The organism is Neolewinella xylanilytica (assembly GCF_002934605.1).
Classification (GTDB): domain Bacteria; phylum Bacteroidota; class Bacteroidia; order Chitinophagales; family Saprospiraceae; genus Neolewinella; species Neolewinella xylanilytica.
In genome coordinates this window covers 366023-381231 of the sequence record NZ_PTJC01000007.1, presented here as the reverse complement: position 1 = coordinate 381231, position 15209 = coordinate 366023, and the positions used below count along the sequence as shown (strand labels likewise).

The following is a 15209-nucleotide window of genomic DNA, read 5'->3' as shown; positions in this document are numbered from 1 at the left end:
TGCGGAGGTCGGCTACCGTTGCGCGCGTTCGTAGTCGAGCACCGCCCGACCCAATCGCCCGAAAAAGGGCATGCCGTCTTCTTCGTATTCGTAGGCGCCGTCGTTGAAAATGCGGTTCGCGTTGGTGTGAATGGTGCCGGCCAGGATAAACTCGACGTCGCCATCGGTGACGTACGCCACGTCGGTCAGGTAGCCGTAGGCCCAGCCGACCTTATTCAGGATGCGGACGTCGTCGGGAATCCGGAATTCATCGGGCCGGTCGCCGTAGATCCAGAATTTGACGTAGTTGTCGGGCTCGGTGTAGCGTGGGGAGATGCTTTCGCGCGGCCGCTGGGACATGGCCTCCCGCAGCAGGGCGTAGGCTGCCGAATCGAGCCGGAAGGTGTCCGCCCCTACCGCTTCGGGCACGACAATCCGCACCAGGATATCGTGGAGGTTGCGCAGCGAGAGGTAGTTCTTGTGCGTAAAGTCGAAGGCGCCGTCGATGAGGGTATCGTTTCGGGTGTAGCCTACGCCCCGTTCCTGGTCCTGCACCCGGGGCAGCGGATCGTAGTAAGGGTCGTGCCGCTCGCCGGTCTGGTATAAGGTTTCGTAGCCGTCGGCAAACTTTACCGGATTCAGATAGGCGTGAGTGGTGTCGTCAAATCCGGCCACCCCTACCCGGTGGAGGATGCGGCCGCCGGTGATACCGACGCGGTGGAGGGCATCGTTGAGGTAGGTCGGGCCGAGCCACTCGAACAGCCGGTTGTAGGCGTCGTTGTCGCTCACCAGGAAGATCTTGCGCACGTACTGGGACACACTGGGCAAACCGGTCACACTGCTCGTATCGGAGGAAACGGCTGTTTGCGCCGGAGCGCGGGAAGAAAGCCCTTTCCCGTGGAACATCGGCGTCCCTTCCTCCAACCCCAACACCCCCAATTCGTGCAGCCGCTGTAGCGCCAGGGCGGCCACCGGCATCTTGACGGTGCTGGCCGGATAGAAATACTGGGTGGAATCCGCGCCCCAACGGTGGGTGGTCAGCCGTACCGAATCTCCACTCCGATCGATACGGGTGTAGAGTACCTGAATCTCGAAGCTGTCTACTCCGTCGATCCACCGGCTCAGGCTATCGCGGTTGTCCTCGATGATACGTTCCAATTCGTTGGGCTGGGCCGTGACCTGCCTTCCCAGGGGGGCAACCAACAAGAGTAGGAACAGGATAGTGTGGAGACAGCAGATTTGTCGCATCGGGTGGAGCAATTGCAGGTTGGCTCTCAAGCTAGTCCGTATTACCCGCTTTACCAATTTAGGGGGCATGGGTGGCTGGAACGGCCCGCGCTACGCGCTTTGCGCCCTAAGAAGAAGGGTCACCGCCCGGAGTTCGGAACGGTGACCCTGCACGTGTATTCCCATCCGGAAGAAGAGAAGTATCGGTCTATTCGTTCACGATCTCCACGTAGTCGAATACGGCGGAATTAGAGGAGCTTTCTCCGCGGGCGGTAGCGTACAGGCCGTACATACAGCCGGTAAATCCACCGGCCGTTTCGGTACTCAGATATTTGGCGTCTACGCCATCCGCCAGGGAATCGTAAGTCTCGCCGTTCTCGCTGTACAGAAAGTTGTAAACGTCCTCATGTGCTTCGACTTTCAGATGTACGCCTTCGTCCGTGTAGGGTACCTCGGCCAGCACCTCCTGACCGTTCTCGGTTTGCTTCAGCAACCGGAGCTGATCGACGGTCTTATTGACGAAGTAGTAGTGGGTTTCGCTCTGGAGGATGACAACGCCGGCCTGCTCGTTGGCCGATTCGGGAGTAAAGTCCAGGTGAGTGGCAAAGGAACCGTTCAGGTGAGTTTGGCGACGGAGCATCAGCGAGGGGTTGTCGCGGATGTCGATGGCTTCGGGGCGCAGTTCCAGGGCTACGTTACCGACTTCCGTATTGAGTTCGTACCAGGGTCGGCGGACGTTGCGCAGGAACATCCAGCGATTGTCGAGGGGCTCGTCGAAATCTATCCGGTAGGTGAACTCGCCATTTAACGGAACGGGAGACGGGCTGGTGGCGCCGGTATTGGGTAATGGATACTCATACTGTACGGCCTCGAAGTCGGGATTGATGACGGGCCAGCCGTCTTCGGTCCACTCCACGGGGGCCAGGAAGGTTTCCCGGCCGGTATTGAAGTGGTTGCCTTCGTACGGGCGGCAGGCCAAAAAGACGGCCCACCACTCCCCGGAGGGTAGCTCCACCATATCCGCGTGGCCGACGGTGGTGATCGGGTTCGGGCGGTCGGGATCCAGCGTACGGGCGGTGATGATCGGGTTGTTTTCGTAGGGGACGAAGTCGTCGGTCAGGTTTTTCGCCCGGAAGACCACCTCGGAGTGGTTATAGGCGGTTCCGCCCTCGGCACACATCAGGTAGTAGTACCCCTTTGTTTTGTAGATATGGGGCGCTTCGATCCATACCGGTTCCTGGCTGATATCCGAGCCGCCGTTCACCAGCAGTCGTTCTTCTCCGATGGGTTTAAAGGTGTTGGGATCGAGCTCCCGCATGCGGATGGTCCGGTGGCCGGAATAAAGGGGTTCGTTATTCGGTGGCCCCAGGTTATACACTACGTAAACGCGGTCGTCGTCAAAGAACAGGCTGGGATCGATCCCGCCGTTCAGCTCCGGTAGCCAGATCGGGTCGGACCAGGGTCCGGCCGGGTCCTGGGTGCGGGAAACGAAGTTGCCGTACCCGTCGATCAGGGTGCAGATGACGTAAAACCAACCGTCGTGGTGGGTAATGGCGGGAGCGAAGAAGCCGCGGGTGATGCGCTGCTCGTCCAGATTCATTTGCTGGTTGGTGTCCAGCACCGCACCGATCTGCTCCCAGTTGACCAGGTCCTTGCTGTGCAGGATCGGCAATCCGGGAAAGTAGCCGAAAGTGGAGGTGGTAAGGTAATAGTCCTCCCCTACCCGGCAGATACTCGGATCGGGATTGAAGCCGGCCAGGATGGGATTCTGGAAGGTACCATCGGTTGGAGCGGAGGTTTCGGCGCCGGGCTCAGCGGTGCGTTGACAGCCGACCAGGCATGCGGCCATGAGGCTGATAAGAAGGAAAAATCTCGGAGTCATTGCGTTGGTTTGTAACGTCCGGATGCAGGCATACGGGTAGCAACCGGGTATAAAAATGGAGTCAGCGCTACCTGCCGGATAGCGCTGACTCAACGTAACGTATTTAGCGATTAATTAAGGATTAGTTGTATCTCGGGTTCTGGTAAGCGTCGGTCATCTCTTCATCGAACTCCATACCGTCGAGCTGCCCCTGGGGGATGGGCCGGAGGTAGAGGTAGGGTTCAATATTACGCTGGAAGGTTTCGGCGGTATGGTCACCGTAATTACGTCCGGCGATCGAGTACTCTCCGGCCAGCTCTTCCCAGGTCTGTGTCCGCACCAGGTCGTACCACCGAATACCTTCGGCGTAGTACTCGCGCGAGCGTTCCATAAGCAGGAAATAGATATCGGGATTTTCAGGAGTGGCCGCCACCAGTTCTTCGCTGAAGTCGGCGTTGTAGGTCGAGTCCGCACCGTTGTCGTAGCGCCACATGCCTGCCCGAGCCCGGATGACGTTCAGCAGCTCGCGTGCACTGTAGCCGGACTGCGTCGTAGCCCCTTTGATGGCGGCTTCGGCGGCGACGAAGTAGAACTCCGAGAACTTGACGATATTGAAGGGACGGGTACTGCCGGCGTTGGGCTGACCGAGACCGCCGTTATTGTCGGTACGATAGGTACCCAGTTTCCAGAGGCCGGGGTAGACCACCCGGCTGACGCCGAGGGGGCCGATGACGAAATCCGAACGGCCGGGCAGGGTGCCGGCACCGATGCCGTTAAGGCCTGCTCCATCGGGGTAGTCGATGCTGGGCTCCGGCTCGTCGAGGAAGCTGAGAATAGCATCGCCGGGGGTTACCGGGAGTCCGTTGGCATTGTAAAGGACTTCTTCGGGTACTCCGCCCTTCTGCCAGTTACCCCGGTAGACCGAGGTAAAGGTTCCGTCGTAGCGGCTGTCCTGATCCTTATTTTCGAAGGTTTCGGTCAATACCTCAACGGTCGGAGCCATGCGCGTCCAGGGGCGGCCCAGGGGCTGGGCGGCTTCGCGCTGTACGGAAGACACGGTATTGGTAAAGTCAGGATCCAGTCCGCTGCGAATAACCGTGTAGTTCCAGGTCATCATCCAGACGGCGAAGTTGTCGGGAGCGCCACCGCTGCCGTAGGTCAGGCTGCCGCCGTTGTAAAATTCGCTTTCCTCGGTATGGTCCGCGTAGAGCATGATCTCACTATTGCGGTCGTTGGGCGCGTAGTGGACGTCGTAGAAGGTCGGCTGCAGCGAGAAGATACCGGGGTTCTCGATACCCGAGATGGCCATATCGTAGGCTTCCTGGAAATACCAGGCGGCATCGTGGCCGTTGGGGTCGGTGCGGCTGGTTTCGGGGTAGGTCGGGATGTTGTTGGGGTTCTGGAGCCACCATCCGTAGGTTAGATAGGCTTTAGCCAGCATCAGCCGGGCTAGGGGCTTGGTGACCGCACCGGTTACGCGGGGCGCGTCCGGGAGGTCTTCCACTGCCTGCAGCAAGTCGGGGAAAACGGCCTGGGTATACACTTCGGGTACGGTATTCCGGGTGGAGACGCGTACGGGGTTCGTGTTGAAGGTAAGGGGACCGGAACCCAGGTCGAGCGGTACACCGCCGTAGGTTTGCACCAGATTGAAGTAGTCGAAGGCGCGGAAAAAGCGAGCTTCCGCGATCAGCGCATCCGAAATGCCTACTTCCTGGGCGTTCTCGATGATTCCGCTGGCGGTATTGATGTTACCGAAGGCCACGTCCCACAGAATAGCCGCGGGGTACCAGGTGGAGTTGAGCTCCCCCTGCCCCGTAAGGTCGGCAACTAGGAAGTTTCCGTCGGCGCTCTGGGCGTAGGTCGCTTCGTCGGTACCCGTGATCAGGCCGTTGTAATAATAAGCCTGTCCGTATAGGCTGCGCAGGTTGGCGTAAAGGGCGGTAAGGCCACCCTGTACACCGCGTTCGGTCTGGAAAAATCCGGGCTCGTAAAAGTCCCGCGGTTGCTCCTCCAGCACGTCCTGACAGCCGGCCGCGAAGACGACCACCGCCAGGGAAGCGAGGATGTTTTTTATGGATATGCGTTTCATGATTCGACAGTTTAGAAGGTTACGTTAAGGCCCAGGAGGAAGACGCGGGTGGCGGGGTTGTTGGCGCCGATGGTCAGCAGGCGGCGGTTATAGCTCGCCACGGCCTGGAATTCGTCGCCCCGCGAGTTCGTCTCGGGGTCCATACCCGTCATATCGTTGTAGGGCGAGAACAGCACGAAGGGGTTCTGTACGGAGGTGTAGATGCGGAACTGGCTGAACGTACCGGAGGTGAACAGGGTCCGGGTTAGGTCGTATCCGAGCGTGATGGTGCGGAACTTGAGGTAGCCGCCGTCGAAGTAGCTCAGGGTGGAACCGTACTCGGGGTTATCGCCACTACGTGCGCCGCTGGGCGCCGGATAGCGGGCATCGGTATTCTCTGGGGTGTAGTAATCTACGTCGACGTTCGTCTGCCGTCCGGAGAGCAGGTTGAGATATCCACCCGAACCGTACAGGGTACTGATCAGCGTACCTCCGTTGCGAAATACCCCCACGGCGGTCAGGTCGATGCCGCGGAAGGTGAAGCGGGTATTGAAGCCGCCCTGGAAATCGGGGGTCAGGTCGAGGATTTTCCGGTCGTCGGGACCGATGGCGCGGACGGGCTCGCCGTTCTCACCGTATTCACCAGTGTACTCTACCTTAATTTGGCCGACGTTGCCGCCCGGCTCCAGAATATCCAGGTAGGGGTCGCCTTCCTGCCAGAGGCCGATTCGGTTGTAGTCGTAAACTACGTTGATGGGGTATCCGACAAACCAGCCGTTGCCCTCGTCGCGCTCCTGGCCGGACGCCAGCGAGGTTAGGGTGTTAACGTTGCGGTAGACGTTGAAGCCGGCTTCCCAGCTCAGTCCCTCGGGATTATCGATGATCAGACCGTTCAGCGAGAACTCAAAACCTTCGTTCTTCGTGGTACCGATGTTGGCGGTATAGCTACCTACCCCGGCGGTGCTGGGCAGGTTGACGCCCAGGAGGATATCTTCGGTATTGGTCACGTAATACTCGAGGGTGCCGCTCAGGCGATTGTTCAGCAGTGCGAAGTCGGCACCGACGTTGGTGGTTACGGAGTACTCCCAGCCTAGGTCGGCGTTGGGCAGCGTATTGACGTAATAGCCGGTCGAGAACTCCGAGCCGAAGTTGTAGGGACGGGTGGCCAGACTACCCAGCGTGGAGTAGGGGTTGATGGCCTGGTTGGAGGTTTGTCCCCAGCCGACCCGCAGTTTCAGGCGGTTCAGCCAACCGAGGTCTTGCATGAAGGCCTCCTGACCGATGTTCCAGCCCGCGGAGAGTGCCGGGTAGGTGTGCCATTTGTTGCCTTCGGCGAGGCGGCTCGAACCGTCAGTCCGCAGCGTCGCGGAAAAGAGGTAACGGTTGTTGTAATCGTACTGAATACGTCCCATATAGGAGACCAGGCCGGTCACGCTGTAGTCCTGATTGTTCGGGTTCACGGTGATCTCCCCGGCCGCCTGACCGAGGTTGAAGTACTGGAAGGCCTCGTTGGGGATGTCCCGGGCACCGAGGGAGGAGCTGTTGAAGCGGTCCTCCTGAACGGAAAAGAGACCGAGAACGCTCACGTTGTGCACCTCGGCGAAGGTCCGGTTGTAGTTCAGCAGGTTTTCCAGCACGTAGCTGGTCAGCAAGGAGTTGCCTATACCGGCGCCGGAGGGCGTGGTGGGGTTGGTAGCGAATACGCCCTCTCCGGTGAAGTTACCGTTGGTGTTATTGCGGACGTTGAGGCCCAGGTTCAGGCGGTAGCTCAGTCCTTCGATACCGGGAATGGTCAGCTCCCCGAACAGGGTATTGTAAGAACCGATGCCCTTGTTCTCGCTGATGCGGCGCTCACCCAAGCGGTCGATCACATCGCGGGTCACCACAAAAGGTTCGTCGAGGGCGGTACGGATCGTGCGGCGCGGGGCGCCGGTAGAATCGTAGGGGCTGGCCAGGGGCGAAAGGAACAGGACGTTGCCCGGGCTCAGGTCGTTGCCGTAAGAGTGGGTGTACGTATTGTTGGTGGTGAAGCCGATGCGTAGGGCCGAACCGATCCGCTGGTCCAGGGAGCCGCGGAGGGAGTAACGGCGGAAACCCTGGTCGGGGATGACCGCCTGGTCGGTGTTGTAGCCGGCGCTGAAACTGTAAGAACCGCTTTCGGTACCGCCGGCCAGTCCCAGGCTATGGTTCATGAATAGACCGTCCCGGTAGAAGAGGTCCTGCCAGTCGGTGTTGGTACCACGGATCTCATCCTGGCCGTCAGCATCGTAAATGCCGGCATCGTCCCGCAGCTGCGCGAACTCGTCGCCGCTCATCAGCGGAATTTTGGAGAAGATGGTGTTCACACCGGCGAAGCTGTTGTAGCTGAGGCGGGGGCGCTGGCCTTCAAAGCCCGTACGGGTCGTGATCAATACGACGCCGTTGGCACCCCGCGAACCGTAAATAGCCGTGGCGGAAGCATCCTTCAGTACGTCGACGCTTTTGATATCGTTGGGGTTGATGTCGGTCAGGGAGCCGGCAAAGGGAATACCGTCGAGTACGATGAGCGGATCGTTGCTGGCGGTAAGGGACCGCGTACCGCGAATCCGGATCTGTGCCGATGCACCCGGCCGCGAAGAAGTGGAGGAGATGTCTACTCCGGGCAGACGCCCCTGCAGCGATTGGGTGACGTTCGTGGCCGATACGTTCGTGAGTTCTTCGCCATTGATGGATGCGACCGAACCCGTTACGGCTTCGCTACGCTGGGTACCATAGCCAACTACAACGACCTCGTTCAGTAATTGCCCGTTGGGCTGCAGCTCCACGTCAACGACACTGCGGTTGCCGACCTGCTGTTCTTCCGAGGCGTATCCCAAGTAGGAGAACACGAGCACCGCATCCTCGCCGGCGACCTCCAGGGAGTAATTACCTTCTATGTCGGTGGCCGTTCCCCCGTCGGTTTCCAACACCAGAATAGTAGCACCGATCAGTGGGGTTCCGGTTTCGTCCGTAACCTGCCCGGTCACGGTACGTTGGGCGGCTAGGGCAACGGAAAAGAAGCAAAGCGCAAGTAGGGTAATGAGTCGCGGTTTCCAATGGGCGCGACAACTCGGGTAGTTTTTCTGTTTCATACTTTTTTGCAAAATTGACTTATTGATTGAAGGAGCTCCCGCTTCGGGGCGGGGAAAATACCGGAGACTGCTTTTCTCGCAGTGAGCAATTACTGATGTTATTGGTGGAGGTATTCGCGGGCAAACCGTCGGAGCGCCCGCTTGTGGTATACAATTCCGGCAACACCACGCCTAGCGGCAGTCGTGCGCCCTTTCAATCCCGCTAATGAATCGGGTTGGAAAGCGGAAATGATCCGTAATCCCTGGAGGGAAGACGGTGCGACAGGTTGCCCCCGCGAAGAATGAGTTAGATGTTTTTGCAATGCAATCGACTTTGAAATCATACAACCAGGAAGCTAAAATTGCCTCCTTTCCATTCGCGCAATTCGCAATCGATTGCGCATGGGGTTCATAGATACGTCATCTCTGGCAATTGCCAAGCAAAATTAACATTAATTGTCAAAATGACTACATCCTATCAAACCATTTTGCCGCCGTACCATCCTCTTTTTGTCTACTGGGCTATTCCCGGCAATAAATTCCCTAACCCTGCGACTTACCATAATTTCAAAGGAAACACCCCTCCATTTCCGTAGATTCTACTTCCCGAGCATGCGTGACCACAGATCCTTAAGTGCGCCAGAAGGTTCAGGCCGCGAAGTGCCCGCCTCGACTACGACCCTGACCGGACGGCGGGTCGTGTCGATCGTCCAGTTGAAGGTGTAAGACCCCGGATCGGAGGGATCCCGCCCCAGCAAACCGTACCGCAAATCGCAGAGCACGACCCGGCCCGCACCGCCCGGTAAGACCGTATAGTACCCGTCCGTGAACCAGGTCAGTATTTCGAGCTCCCGGTCTTCGGAATACGGTACCAGGAGTCGGTGGTTCCCGGCAATGGGGAGTAACGGATTGAGCGTTCTTGTGCTATCCAGCAAACTATACTGCCCCAGGTAAAAGGTATCGTTGGTGGTTTGGATCGTAGCCGACCACAGCAGGTTGTTACCGAGCGTGGGGCTGTGGATACTACGCAGCGACCCGATACCGTGCTGTTGCAAACTGTTGTCGACCACCCCACCCACGTTGACCGCGTTGACTACGGTGAGGAAGAGGTAAGCGGAAGAAATTAAAAGCCCCGCCCGATTCAGATTTCTTCGCACCCGCGCCCGGCGCCCCTGCCTGGCCGCCAAAAGCAGCAGCAATAGAAAGGGAAAGGTATACAGGGGATCGATTACGGATACGGTATTCCACGCCAATCGAACGGAAGAGAAGGGTTCCAGAAACTGGGTCCCGTAGGAGGTGAAGCAATCCAGCAGGGGGTGGGTAACGATGGCGAGAAAGAAGAGGAGCGTCCACTGGAGGAAGGTAGCGTTGGAACCTTTAGTGCGGGTACCCCGCCAAACATGTATCCCCACGATGAGGCCCGACAAACCAGTGAAAACCAGCGTGATGGCCGATACAATAGCCGGAATAGCGAATAGCTGAATGGGCATCAGATAGCTACCTACAAGCAAGATCAGCCAAAAGGCGAGCAATGCCGCCGGGTAGAGTAGCTTTCCGGATACCTTGACATCCCGGCCACCGTACAGATGATGTACGGCCAGGCCAATGACGGGAGCGGCAAGTACGGCGAAGGGAAGGCTATGGGTGAAGGCGCGGTGGTATGCGAGCGCGCTCATCGGATCGGTGACCAGGCCGGACAGGACGTCCAGGTCGGGAAGCGTACCGGCGAGTCCGCCCCAGACCATGGCGCGGTTACCGACCTTTCGGCCGAGGACCGCTTCACCCACGGCGGCGCCGAGGACGACTTGGGTAAGGGAATCCACGCCGGCCTAAAATCCGGAGGCGAAGCCGCGGAACCCTACGGTAAGGAGTACGGAAACCCGGGTCCGGTCGTACAGAACGTTTTGTTGTCGGATAGCGAAGGTCTGGTAGGGGTATTGAAAGCTGGAATAGTTTTCCACCTGGGCGGCCACATCCGCAAAGAATTTCCCTTTGCTATAGCCCAGGCCGGCGCTGTACGTCAGGATACCTTCATCTTCGTCGTTCACGTACTCCTGGTAGGGCACCTGACGGTAACCGACTCCGATACGTGCCTGAAAGGGATCCAGATTGAGCTCACCGCCCGCCCGCAGCCCGAAGCTATTACCAAGCAGCGCGTCAATGTCGGCATTGGCGGCATCGGTCACTGCATCGGCCGAGGCAAAGTCGTCAAAGCTGAATTCGTTGCTGGCGTACTGGGCGTAATCTGCGTCGAGGCTGATAAAGCCCCGTTCACCCACCAGGGTACCGATACCGGCCATAAAGCGCCAGGGGGTCCGCAGATTATAGGCAATATCGGAAAGGGGACTGAGTTCCGTTCCTCCGAGGGCCTCGCCGTTCTCCGAGTAAAAGTACCCGAAGGAGTTACTATACTGCTCACTGATGGACCAGAAGGTTGGCGTATGCACGGCCGCCGAAATACGGATCTGTTCGGTGGGCAAGACGGTGATACCCGCCTTGAGGTTAAAACCGGTGCCCGAAGATGTCAGGCTTTCGTTGTAGGTGGTGTTTTCAAAGGCGGGAATGACGTCCTGGTCGTCCACCTCCTCGTAGCTGTAGTTCTGTTCGTAGTTGAAAAAGGGAATACCGATACTGACTCCCCACAGCAGGGTCTCCTTGAAGTTGCCGCCGAAGCCGATCGCCGCTTCGGACATGCTCCCGCGACGGTCGTAGACGCCTTCCCGCTGGATGGCGCCCGGGTAGGGTTGCTGGGTATCGAAGTTGTAAAAATCGCTGTAGTTGAGTCCGTCGTCCTCGTTACGGATCAGAAAGGGTACGGCGAGATCGGATCCGTAGGGATCGAAAATCCCGTCTCGGTCGTCTTCCGCAAATTTCTCGATAAGGCCGCCTGGCGTACGTCCGGCGAAAGATAGCTCCTGGTTGTAATCGGCCATCCGCGTCAGGCTGACGCCAAAGTTGAGGGTCGACATATTCACCGAACGGGTATTTCCCGCCAGGAGGAGCCCAATACTCGGCAGGGTGAAAGTCGCGGCGGCTTCCGCTACCCGATCGCCCGTTTCACTGCCTTGCAGCAGCGCGTCCGAATTCGTGAGGGAAAAGCCCGGCGTAATCTGTGCGAGGTTGTAGCGGTTCCATCCGATACCGGCGGGGTTGGTGTGCAAGGTGGTGACGTCGACGCCCAGCGGCGTGAGGCTACCACCGGTACCGGCGAAACGGGCCGACCCCTGCGGCGATATAAAGGAATACCGCAGGGCATCCGTATAGGATTGCCCGGAAGCCGTAACCACCGTCACGAAAATGAAGAGAACACTGAGGAAGGTTTTCATATCAAAAGCTTGACCATACAATTAATCCCGGGGGAGTAGTAAGGTTTGGGCCCCCTCGGATAATTATGGATTCTTTAAGGACAAACACGAAAAAAGGGATGAGAACAACGGTTCTCATCCCTTTCTGTACTTCGAGCTGATAAATCTTATTTACCTCCTCCGCGGCGACTAGGAGCCGCACTGCGGGTACTTCCACTGCTGCGGCTGGGCGCGGCGCTGCGGGTAGGACTGGCGCTACGCGAGGGCGTTACGCTACGCGAAGGGGTACGACTCGGGGTATAGCTCCGGGTAGGCGTGCTGTTCCGACTCGGGGTATAGCTCCGATTAGGAACGGTGCTGCGGCTGGGCGTGGCGGAACGCTGGGGCGTAGTGGAACGGCTAGGCGTATAGGTCCGCCGCTGGGGCGTAGCCGAACGACTGGGTTCCACGCTGCGGGTAGTACTCCGCGGCTGCACGGTCGTACGGGTACGATCGATACTCCGACCGTCATCCGAAGAGCGGGTACGACCTACTGCACGGCTGTTATCTACCGCAGTACGGGTTGCGGCGGGGCGGGCGGCGCTGCCGGCGGACCGGGAAACCACGTTACGGGTTTGACGGGCACGCTCGACACGATCGGCGATCGATACGCTGCTGGCGCGGGGTACGTTGGATACGGGACGGCTGTTCACGCTATTGGGAACGGCGTAGGTGTTGCCACCTCCCCATGCGGGGGGACAGTAGTACCCTACACCACCACCTGCGAATCCGCCTCCCCAGGCGTTAGCACCGTAGAAGCCACCGCCACCGAAGCCGCGATTAAAGCCACCGGCGTAGGCATTGCCGTAGAAGGGATCGTTCCATCCGCCGTAGGGGCTGCCGAATCCGCCGTTAAAGCGATTGAAGCGGCTGAACCGGGTATCTACGAACTGGATTCCAAAGGGGGTAGCCACGGGCTGTACCCAAGGGTTACCGAAGCGGTTGAAACCGTTATAGATCAGGACCGTACTCGCACCGGGGCGGTAGAAAGGATCGTAGTACGCCATATCGACGTAGACGGGGTCAAAATAGCCGAACCCACGGTAAGGCCGGTTAAAGCGGCGAATGCGGCTAGAATAGTAGTAATCATAGTAATCGTTGTTATTGTTGTTGGATACCCGGCGGCGCTCCTCCTGACCGTTGATGCGGTCTCCTTCTACGGGCTGGTCGTAGTAGCCTTGGGAAGATTCGGTGCTGCGAAACTCATCCGGATCGTAGTACATGTCGTCGTACTGGGCATTCATGCTAGTGGAAACTAGCATCATCGCACAAAGCGAGCCGACGGCGAAGAGTAATTTTTGCTTAAGCATGATATTGGTGTTTTTGTAATCCGTGAGTCTGCCACTTATCACAAGGTCGAAAGTAGTAAGTTTGTGCCCCTCATTTGGTTAAAGTAGGCTTAAACACGGCGTTTAAACCGTTAAATGCCCTGCCTTTGACCAAAGTACCTAATATAATAACACGTTACCCCCCTACATAGTTGACTGATGGCCAAAGCAATAACCCCCAGAGAAACGAACTATTCCGAGTGGTACCTCGACATCGTAAAGAAGGCTAATCTGGCCTCCAACAGCGCGGTACGGGGTTGCATGGTCATCAAACCCTACGGCTTCGGCATCTGGGAACTGATGCAGCGGCAGCTAGACGATATGTTCAAGGAAACCGGCCACGTCAACGCCTATTTTCCGTTGTTCATCCCCAAATCGTTCCTTAGCAAGGAAGCCGCTCACGTGGAAGGCTTCGCGAAGGAATGTGCGGTGGTCACGCATTATCGGCTAAAAAACGCCGAAGACGGAAGCGGCGTAATCGTCGATCCCGAAGCCAAACTGGAGGAAGAACTGATCGTGCGGCCGACCTCCGAAACGATCATCTGGAGCACCTACCGCGACTGGATCACCAGCTACCGCGACCTGCCCCTGCTCATCAACCAGTGGGCGAACGTGGTCCGCTGGGAGTTGCGCACCCGGCTGTTCCTGCGCACGGCCGAATTCCTGTGGCAGGAAGGGCACACGGCCCACGCTACGGCGGAAGAAGCCCTCGAAGAAGCGCTTAAAATGCAGGGGGTCTACGCCGACTTCGCCGAGCAATACATGGCCATGCCCGTGCTGCGGGGCGTCAAGACCGCCAACGAGCGCTTCGCCGGCGCCCTGGACACCTACACCATCGAGGCACTGATGCAGGACGGCAAAGCCCTGCAGGCCGGCACCAGTCATAATCTCGGACAAAACTTCGCCAAGGCCTTCGACGTGAAGTTCAGTAACGCCGAGAACCAGGAAGAGTACGTCTGGGCCAGCAGCTGGGGGGTCTCCACCCGCCTGGTAGGCGGGCTGATCATGACCCACAGTGACGACGAAGGGCTGGTCCTTCCCCCTAAGCTGGCTCCCATTCAGGTCGTGATCGTTCCGATTCCCAAACCCAACGAAACGCTCACCGCCAAGGCCAAGGAAATCATGGCCGAGCTAAAGGCACGGGGCATTCGCGTCAGCTACGATGACGACGACAAGCAGCGTCCCGGGTTCAAATTCGCGGAGAACGAACTCAAGGGAATCCCCGTCCGGCTCGGCCTCGGTAACCGCGACCTGGAAAATGGCACCATCGAAGTGGCCCGCCGTGACGAAAAGACCAAGGAAAGCAAGCCGTTGGAGGGAATCGTAGACTACGTAACCCGCCTACTGGACGAAATCCAACAAAATCTCTTCGACCGCGCCCTCCGCTTCCGGGAAGAACACACTACCTACGTCGATACCTTCGAGGAGTTTCAGGAGGTCATCGATCGCGACATCCCTGGCTTTATCTACGCCCACTGGGACGGCACCACCGAAACGGAGTTAAAAATCAAGGAACTGACCAAGGCCACGATCCGCTGCATTCCCCAGGATCAGCCGGAGGAGGCGGGCCAGTGTGTCCTCACCGGCAAGCCCAGCCGGGGCCGGGTGGTATTCGCGAAGGCGTACTAGCCTCAGGCAGCGCGGCCCCGCCGGACGCCCAAAAGCCGTTCCCCCGCTACGAAATTACAAAGCTGGTCATCGCGCAGGTCGGCCCACGCAGCCGCGGAGGAATGGGGGTATTTCGTCGCAATCGCGACCAGTCCATCCTTAACGGGATTTTCGTGGATGTAGTGAAAACACCGGAGCCGGTAACCCGGAGAGTCTACCCATATTCCGTTGGTACGGGAGCGGAAAAGCGTCCCCCGATTCTTGTAGCGCCGATTATAGGCCCGCGTATAGCTACTGAGCAGGATGCGGATCGCGTGGGAAACGCCGCTCTGAAATTGCCCTCCTTTTTGGGGATCCGACTGCGGTTTAATACTGGCGCTGGGGGCAGCCCCCTCCGGCCTGACGTGGATCATCAGGTGAAAGTGATCCGGCATCAGGCAGTAGCAAAGCACGTCGGCTACCGGCAGGAGGTGGGTGGTGACCTTCTGGAGGAAAAAGCGGTAGTTTTCCGCCTCGCGGAAGATTCGAACATAGCTATTGCTTTGGTTGCAGAGGTGGTAAACTTCACCGGCGGTGTAGGACATGGGCAGGTATTTTTAGGTGGTTCCGGCCACACAAATAGGGCGGCGGGGCGCGGGAGTAAAGCTTTTTGGACGGGGGTGGTGATTTACTCGTCAGACGGACTTTTAGCTGCGCTAAACGTAT

The 15209-nt window shown here is 58.4% G+C and carries 9 protein-coding genes; 1 reads left to right on the top strand and 8 read right to left on the bottom strand.

The window, feature by feature from the left end:
- Positions 1-12 precede the first annotated feature (12 nt).
- From CLV84_RS19525 to CLV84_RS19490, 7 genes are all read right to left on the bottom strand, one after another.
- Entirely contained in the window at positions 13-1257 is a 1245-nt protein-coding gene (locus tag CLV84_RS19525; RefSeq protein WP_245911565.1) for a serine hydrolase, read from the bottom strand.
- A 157-nt stretch (positions 1258-1414) separates the two neighbouring features.
- On the bottom strand, positions 1415-3088 hold the full coding sequence (locus tag CLV84_RS19520) for a glycoside hydrolase family 43 protein (protein ID WP_211295307.1): 1674 nt from the start codon (positions 3086-3088) through the stop codon (positions 1415-1417).
- Between the two features lie 121 nt (positions 3089-3209).
- Positions 3210-5156 carry a RagB/SusD family nutrient uptake outer membrane protein gene (locus CLV84_RS19515; RefSeq protein ID WP_104421516.1) on the bottom strand — a complete coding sequence of 649 codons (1947 nt, stop codon included), beginning with the start codon at positions 5154-5156 and terminating at the stop codon, positions 3210-3212.
- An 11-nt stretch (positions 5157-5167) separates the two neighbouring features.
- Positions 5168-8245, bottom strand: a complete 3078-nt coding sequence (locus tag CLV84_RS19510; protein ID WP_104421515.1) for a SusC/RagA family TonB-linked outer membrane protein — start codon at positions 8243-8245, stop codon at positions 5168-5170.
- 578 nt (positions 8246-8823) lie between these two features.
- Positions 8824-10047, bottom strand: a complete 1224-nt coding sequence (locus tag CLV84_RS19500) for a metal-dependent hydrolase (RefSeq protein WP_104421513.1) — start codon at positions 10045-10047, stop codon at positions 8824-8826.
- 6 nt (positions 10048-10053) lie between these two features.
- Positions 10054-11550: a hypothetical protein gene (locus tag CLV84_RS19495; protein WP_104421512.1), complete on the bottom strand. Its 1497-nt coding sequence runs from the start codon at positions 11548-11550 to the stop codon at positions 10054-10056.
- A gap of 146 nt (positions 11551-11696) precedes the next feature.
- The gene (locus tag CLV84_RS19490; protein ID WP_146088879.1) at positions 11697-12878 is read right to left on the bottom strand and encodes a hypothetical protein; all 1182 of its coding nucleotides are present in this window, start codon (positions 12876-12878) and stop codon (positions 11697-11699) included.
- Between the two features lie 177 nt (positions 12879-13055).
- On the opposite strand from CLV84_RS19490, the gene proS reads away from it, so the two are divergent.
- On the top strand, positions 13056-14525 hold the full coding sequence (gene proS, locus CLV84_RS19485; protein ID WP_104421510.1) for a proline--tRNA ligase: 1470 nt from the start codon (positions 13056-13058) through the stop codon (positions 14523-14525).
- 2 nt (positions 14526-14527) lie between these two features.
- Here proS and CLV84_RS19480 read toward each other — a convergent pair whose 3' ends face one another.
- Positions 14528-15088 (bottom strand): hypothetical protein, encoded by a 561-nt coding sequence (locus CLV84_RS19480; protein WP_104421509.1) that lies wholly within the window; start codon positions 15086-15088, stop codon positions 14528-14530.
- Between the last annotated feature and the right edge of the window lie 121 nt (positions 15089-15209).

Excerpts from the sequence above, each read along its gene's own strand:
- CLV84_RS19515 (WP_104421516.1), bottom strand. The coding sequence starts at position 5,156 with ATGAAACGCATATCCATAAAAAACATCCTCGCTTCCCTGGCGGTGGTC.
- CLV84_RS19495 (WP_104421512.1), bottom strand. The coding sequence starts at position 11,550 with ATGAAAACCTTCCTCAGTGTTCTCTTCATTTTCGTGACGGTGGTTACG.
- proS (WP_104421510.1), top strand. The coding sequence starts at position 13,056 with ATGGCCAAAGCAATAACCCCCAGAGAAACGAACTATTCCGAGTGGTAC.
- CLV84_RS19490 (WP_146088879.1), bottom strand. The coding sequence starts at position 12,878 with ATGCTTAAGCAAAAATTACTCTTCGCCGTCGGCTCGCTTTGTGCGATG.
- CLV84_RS19520 (WP_211295307.1), bottom strand. The coding sequence starts at position 3,088 with ATGACTCCGAGATTTTTCCTTCTTATCAGCCTCATGGCCGCATGCCTG.
- CLV84_RS19510 (WP_104421515.1), bottom strand. The coding sequence starts at position 8,245 with ATGAAACAGAAAAACTACCCGAGTTGTCGCGCCCATTGGAAACCGCGA.
- CLV84_RS19480 (WP_104421509.1), bottom strand. The coding sequence starts at position 15,088 with ATGTCCTACACCGCCGGTGAAGTTTACCACCTCTGCAACCAAAGCAAT.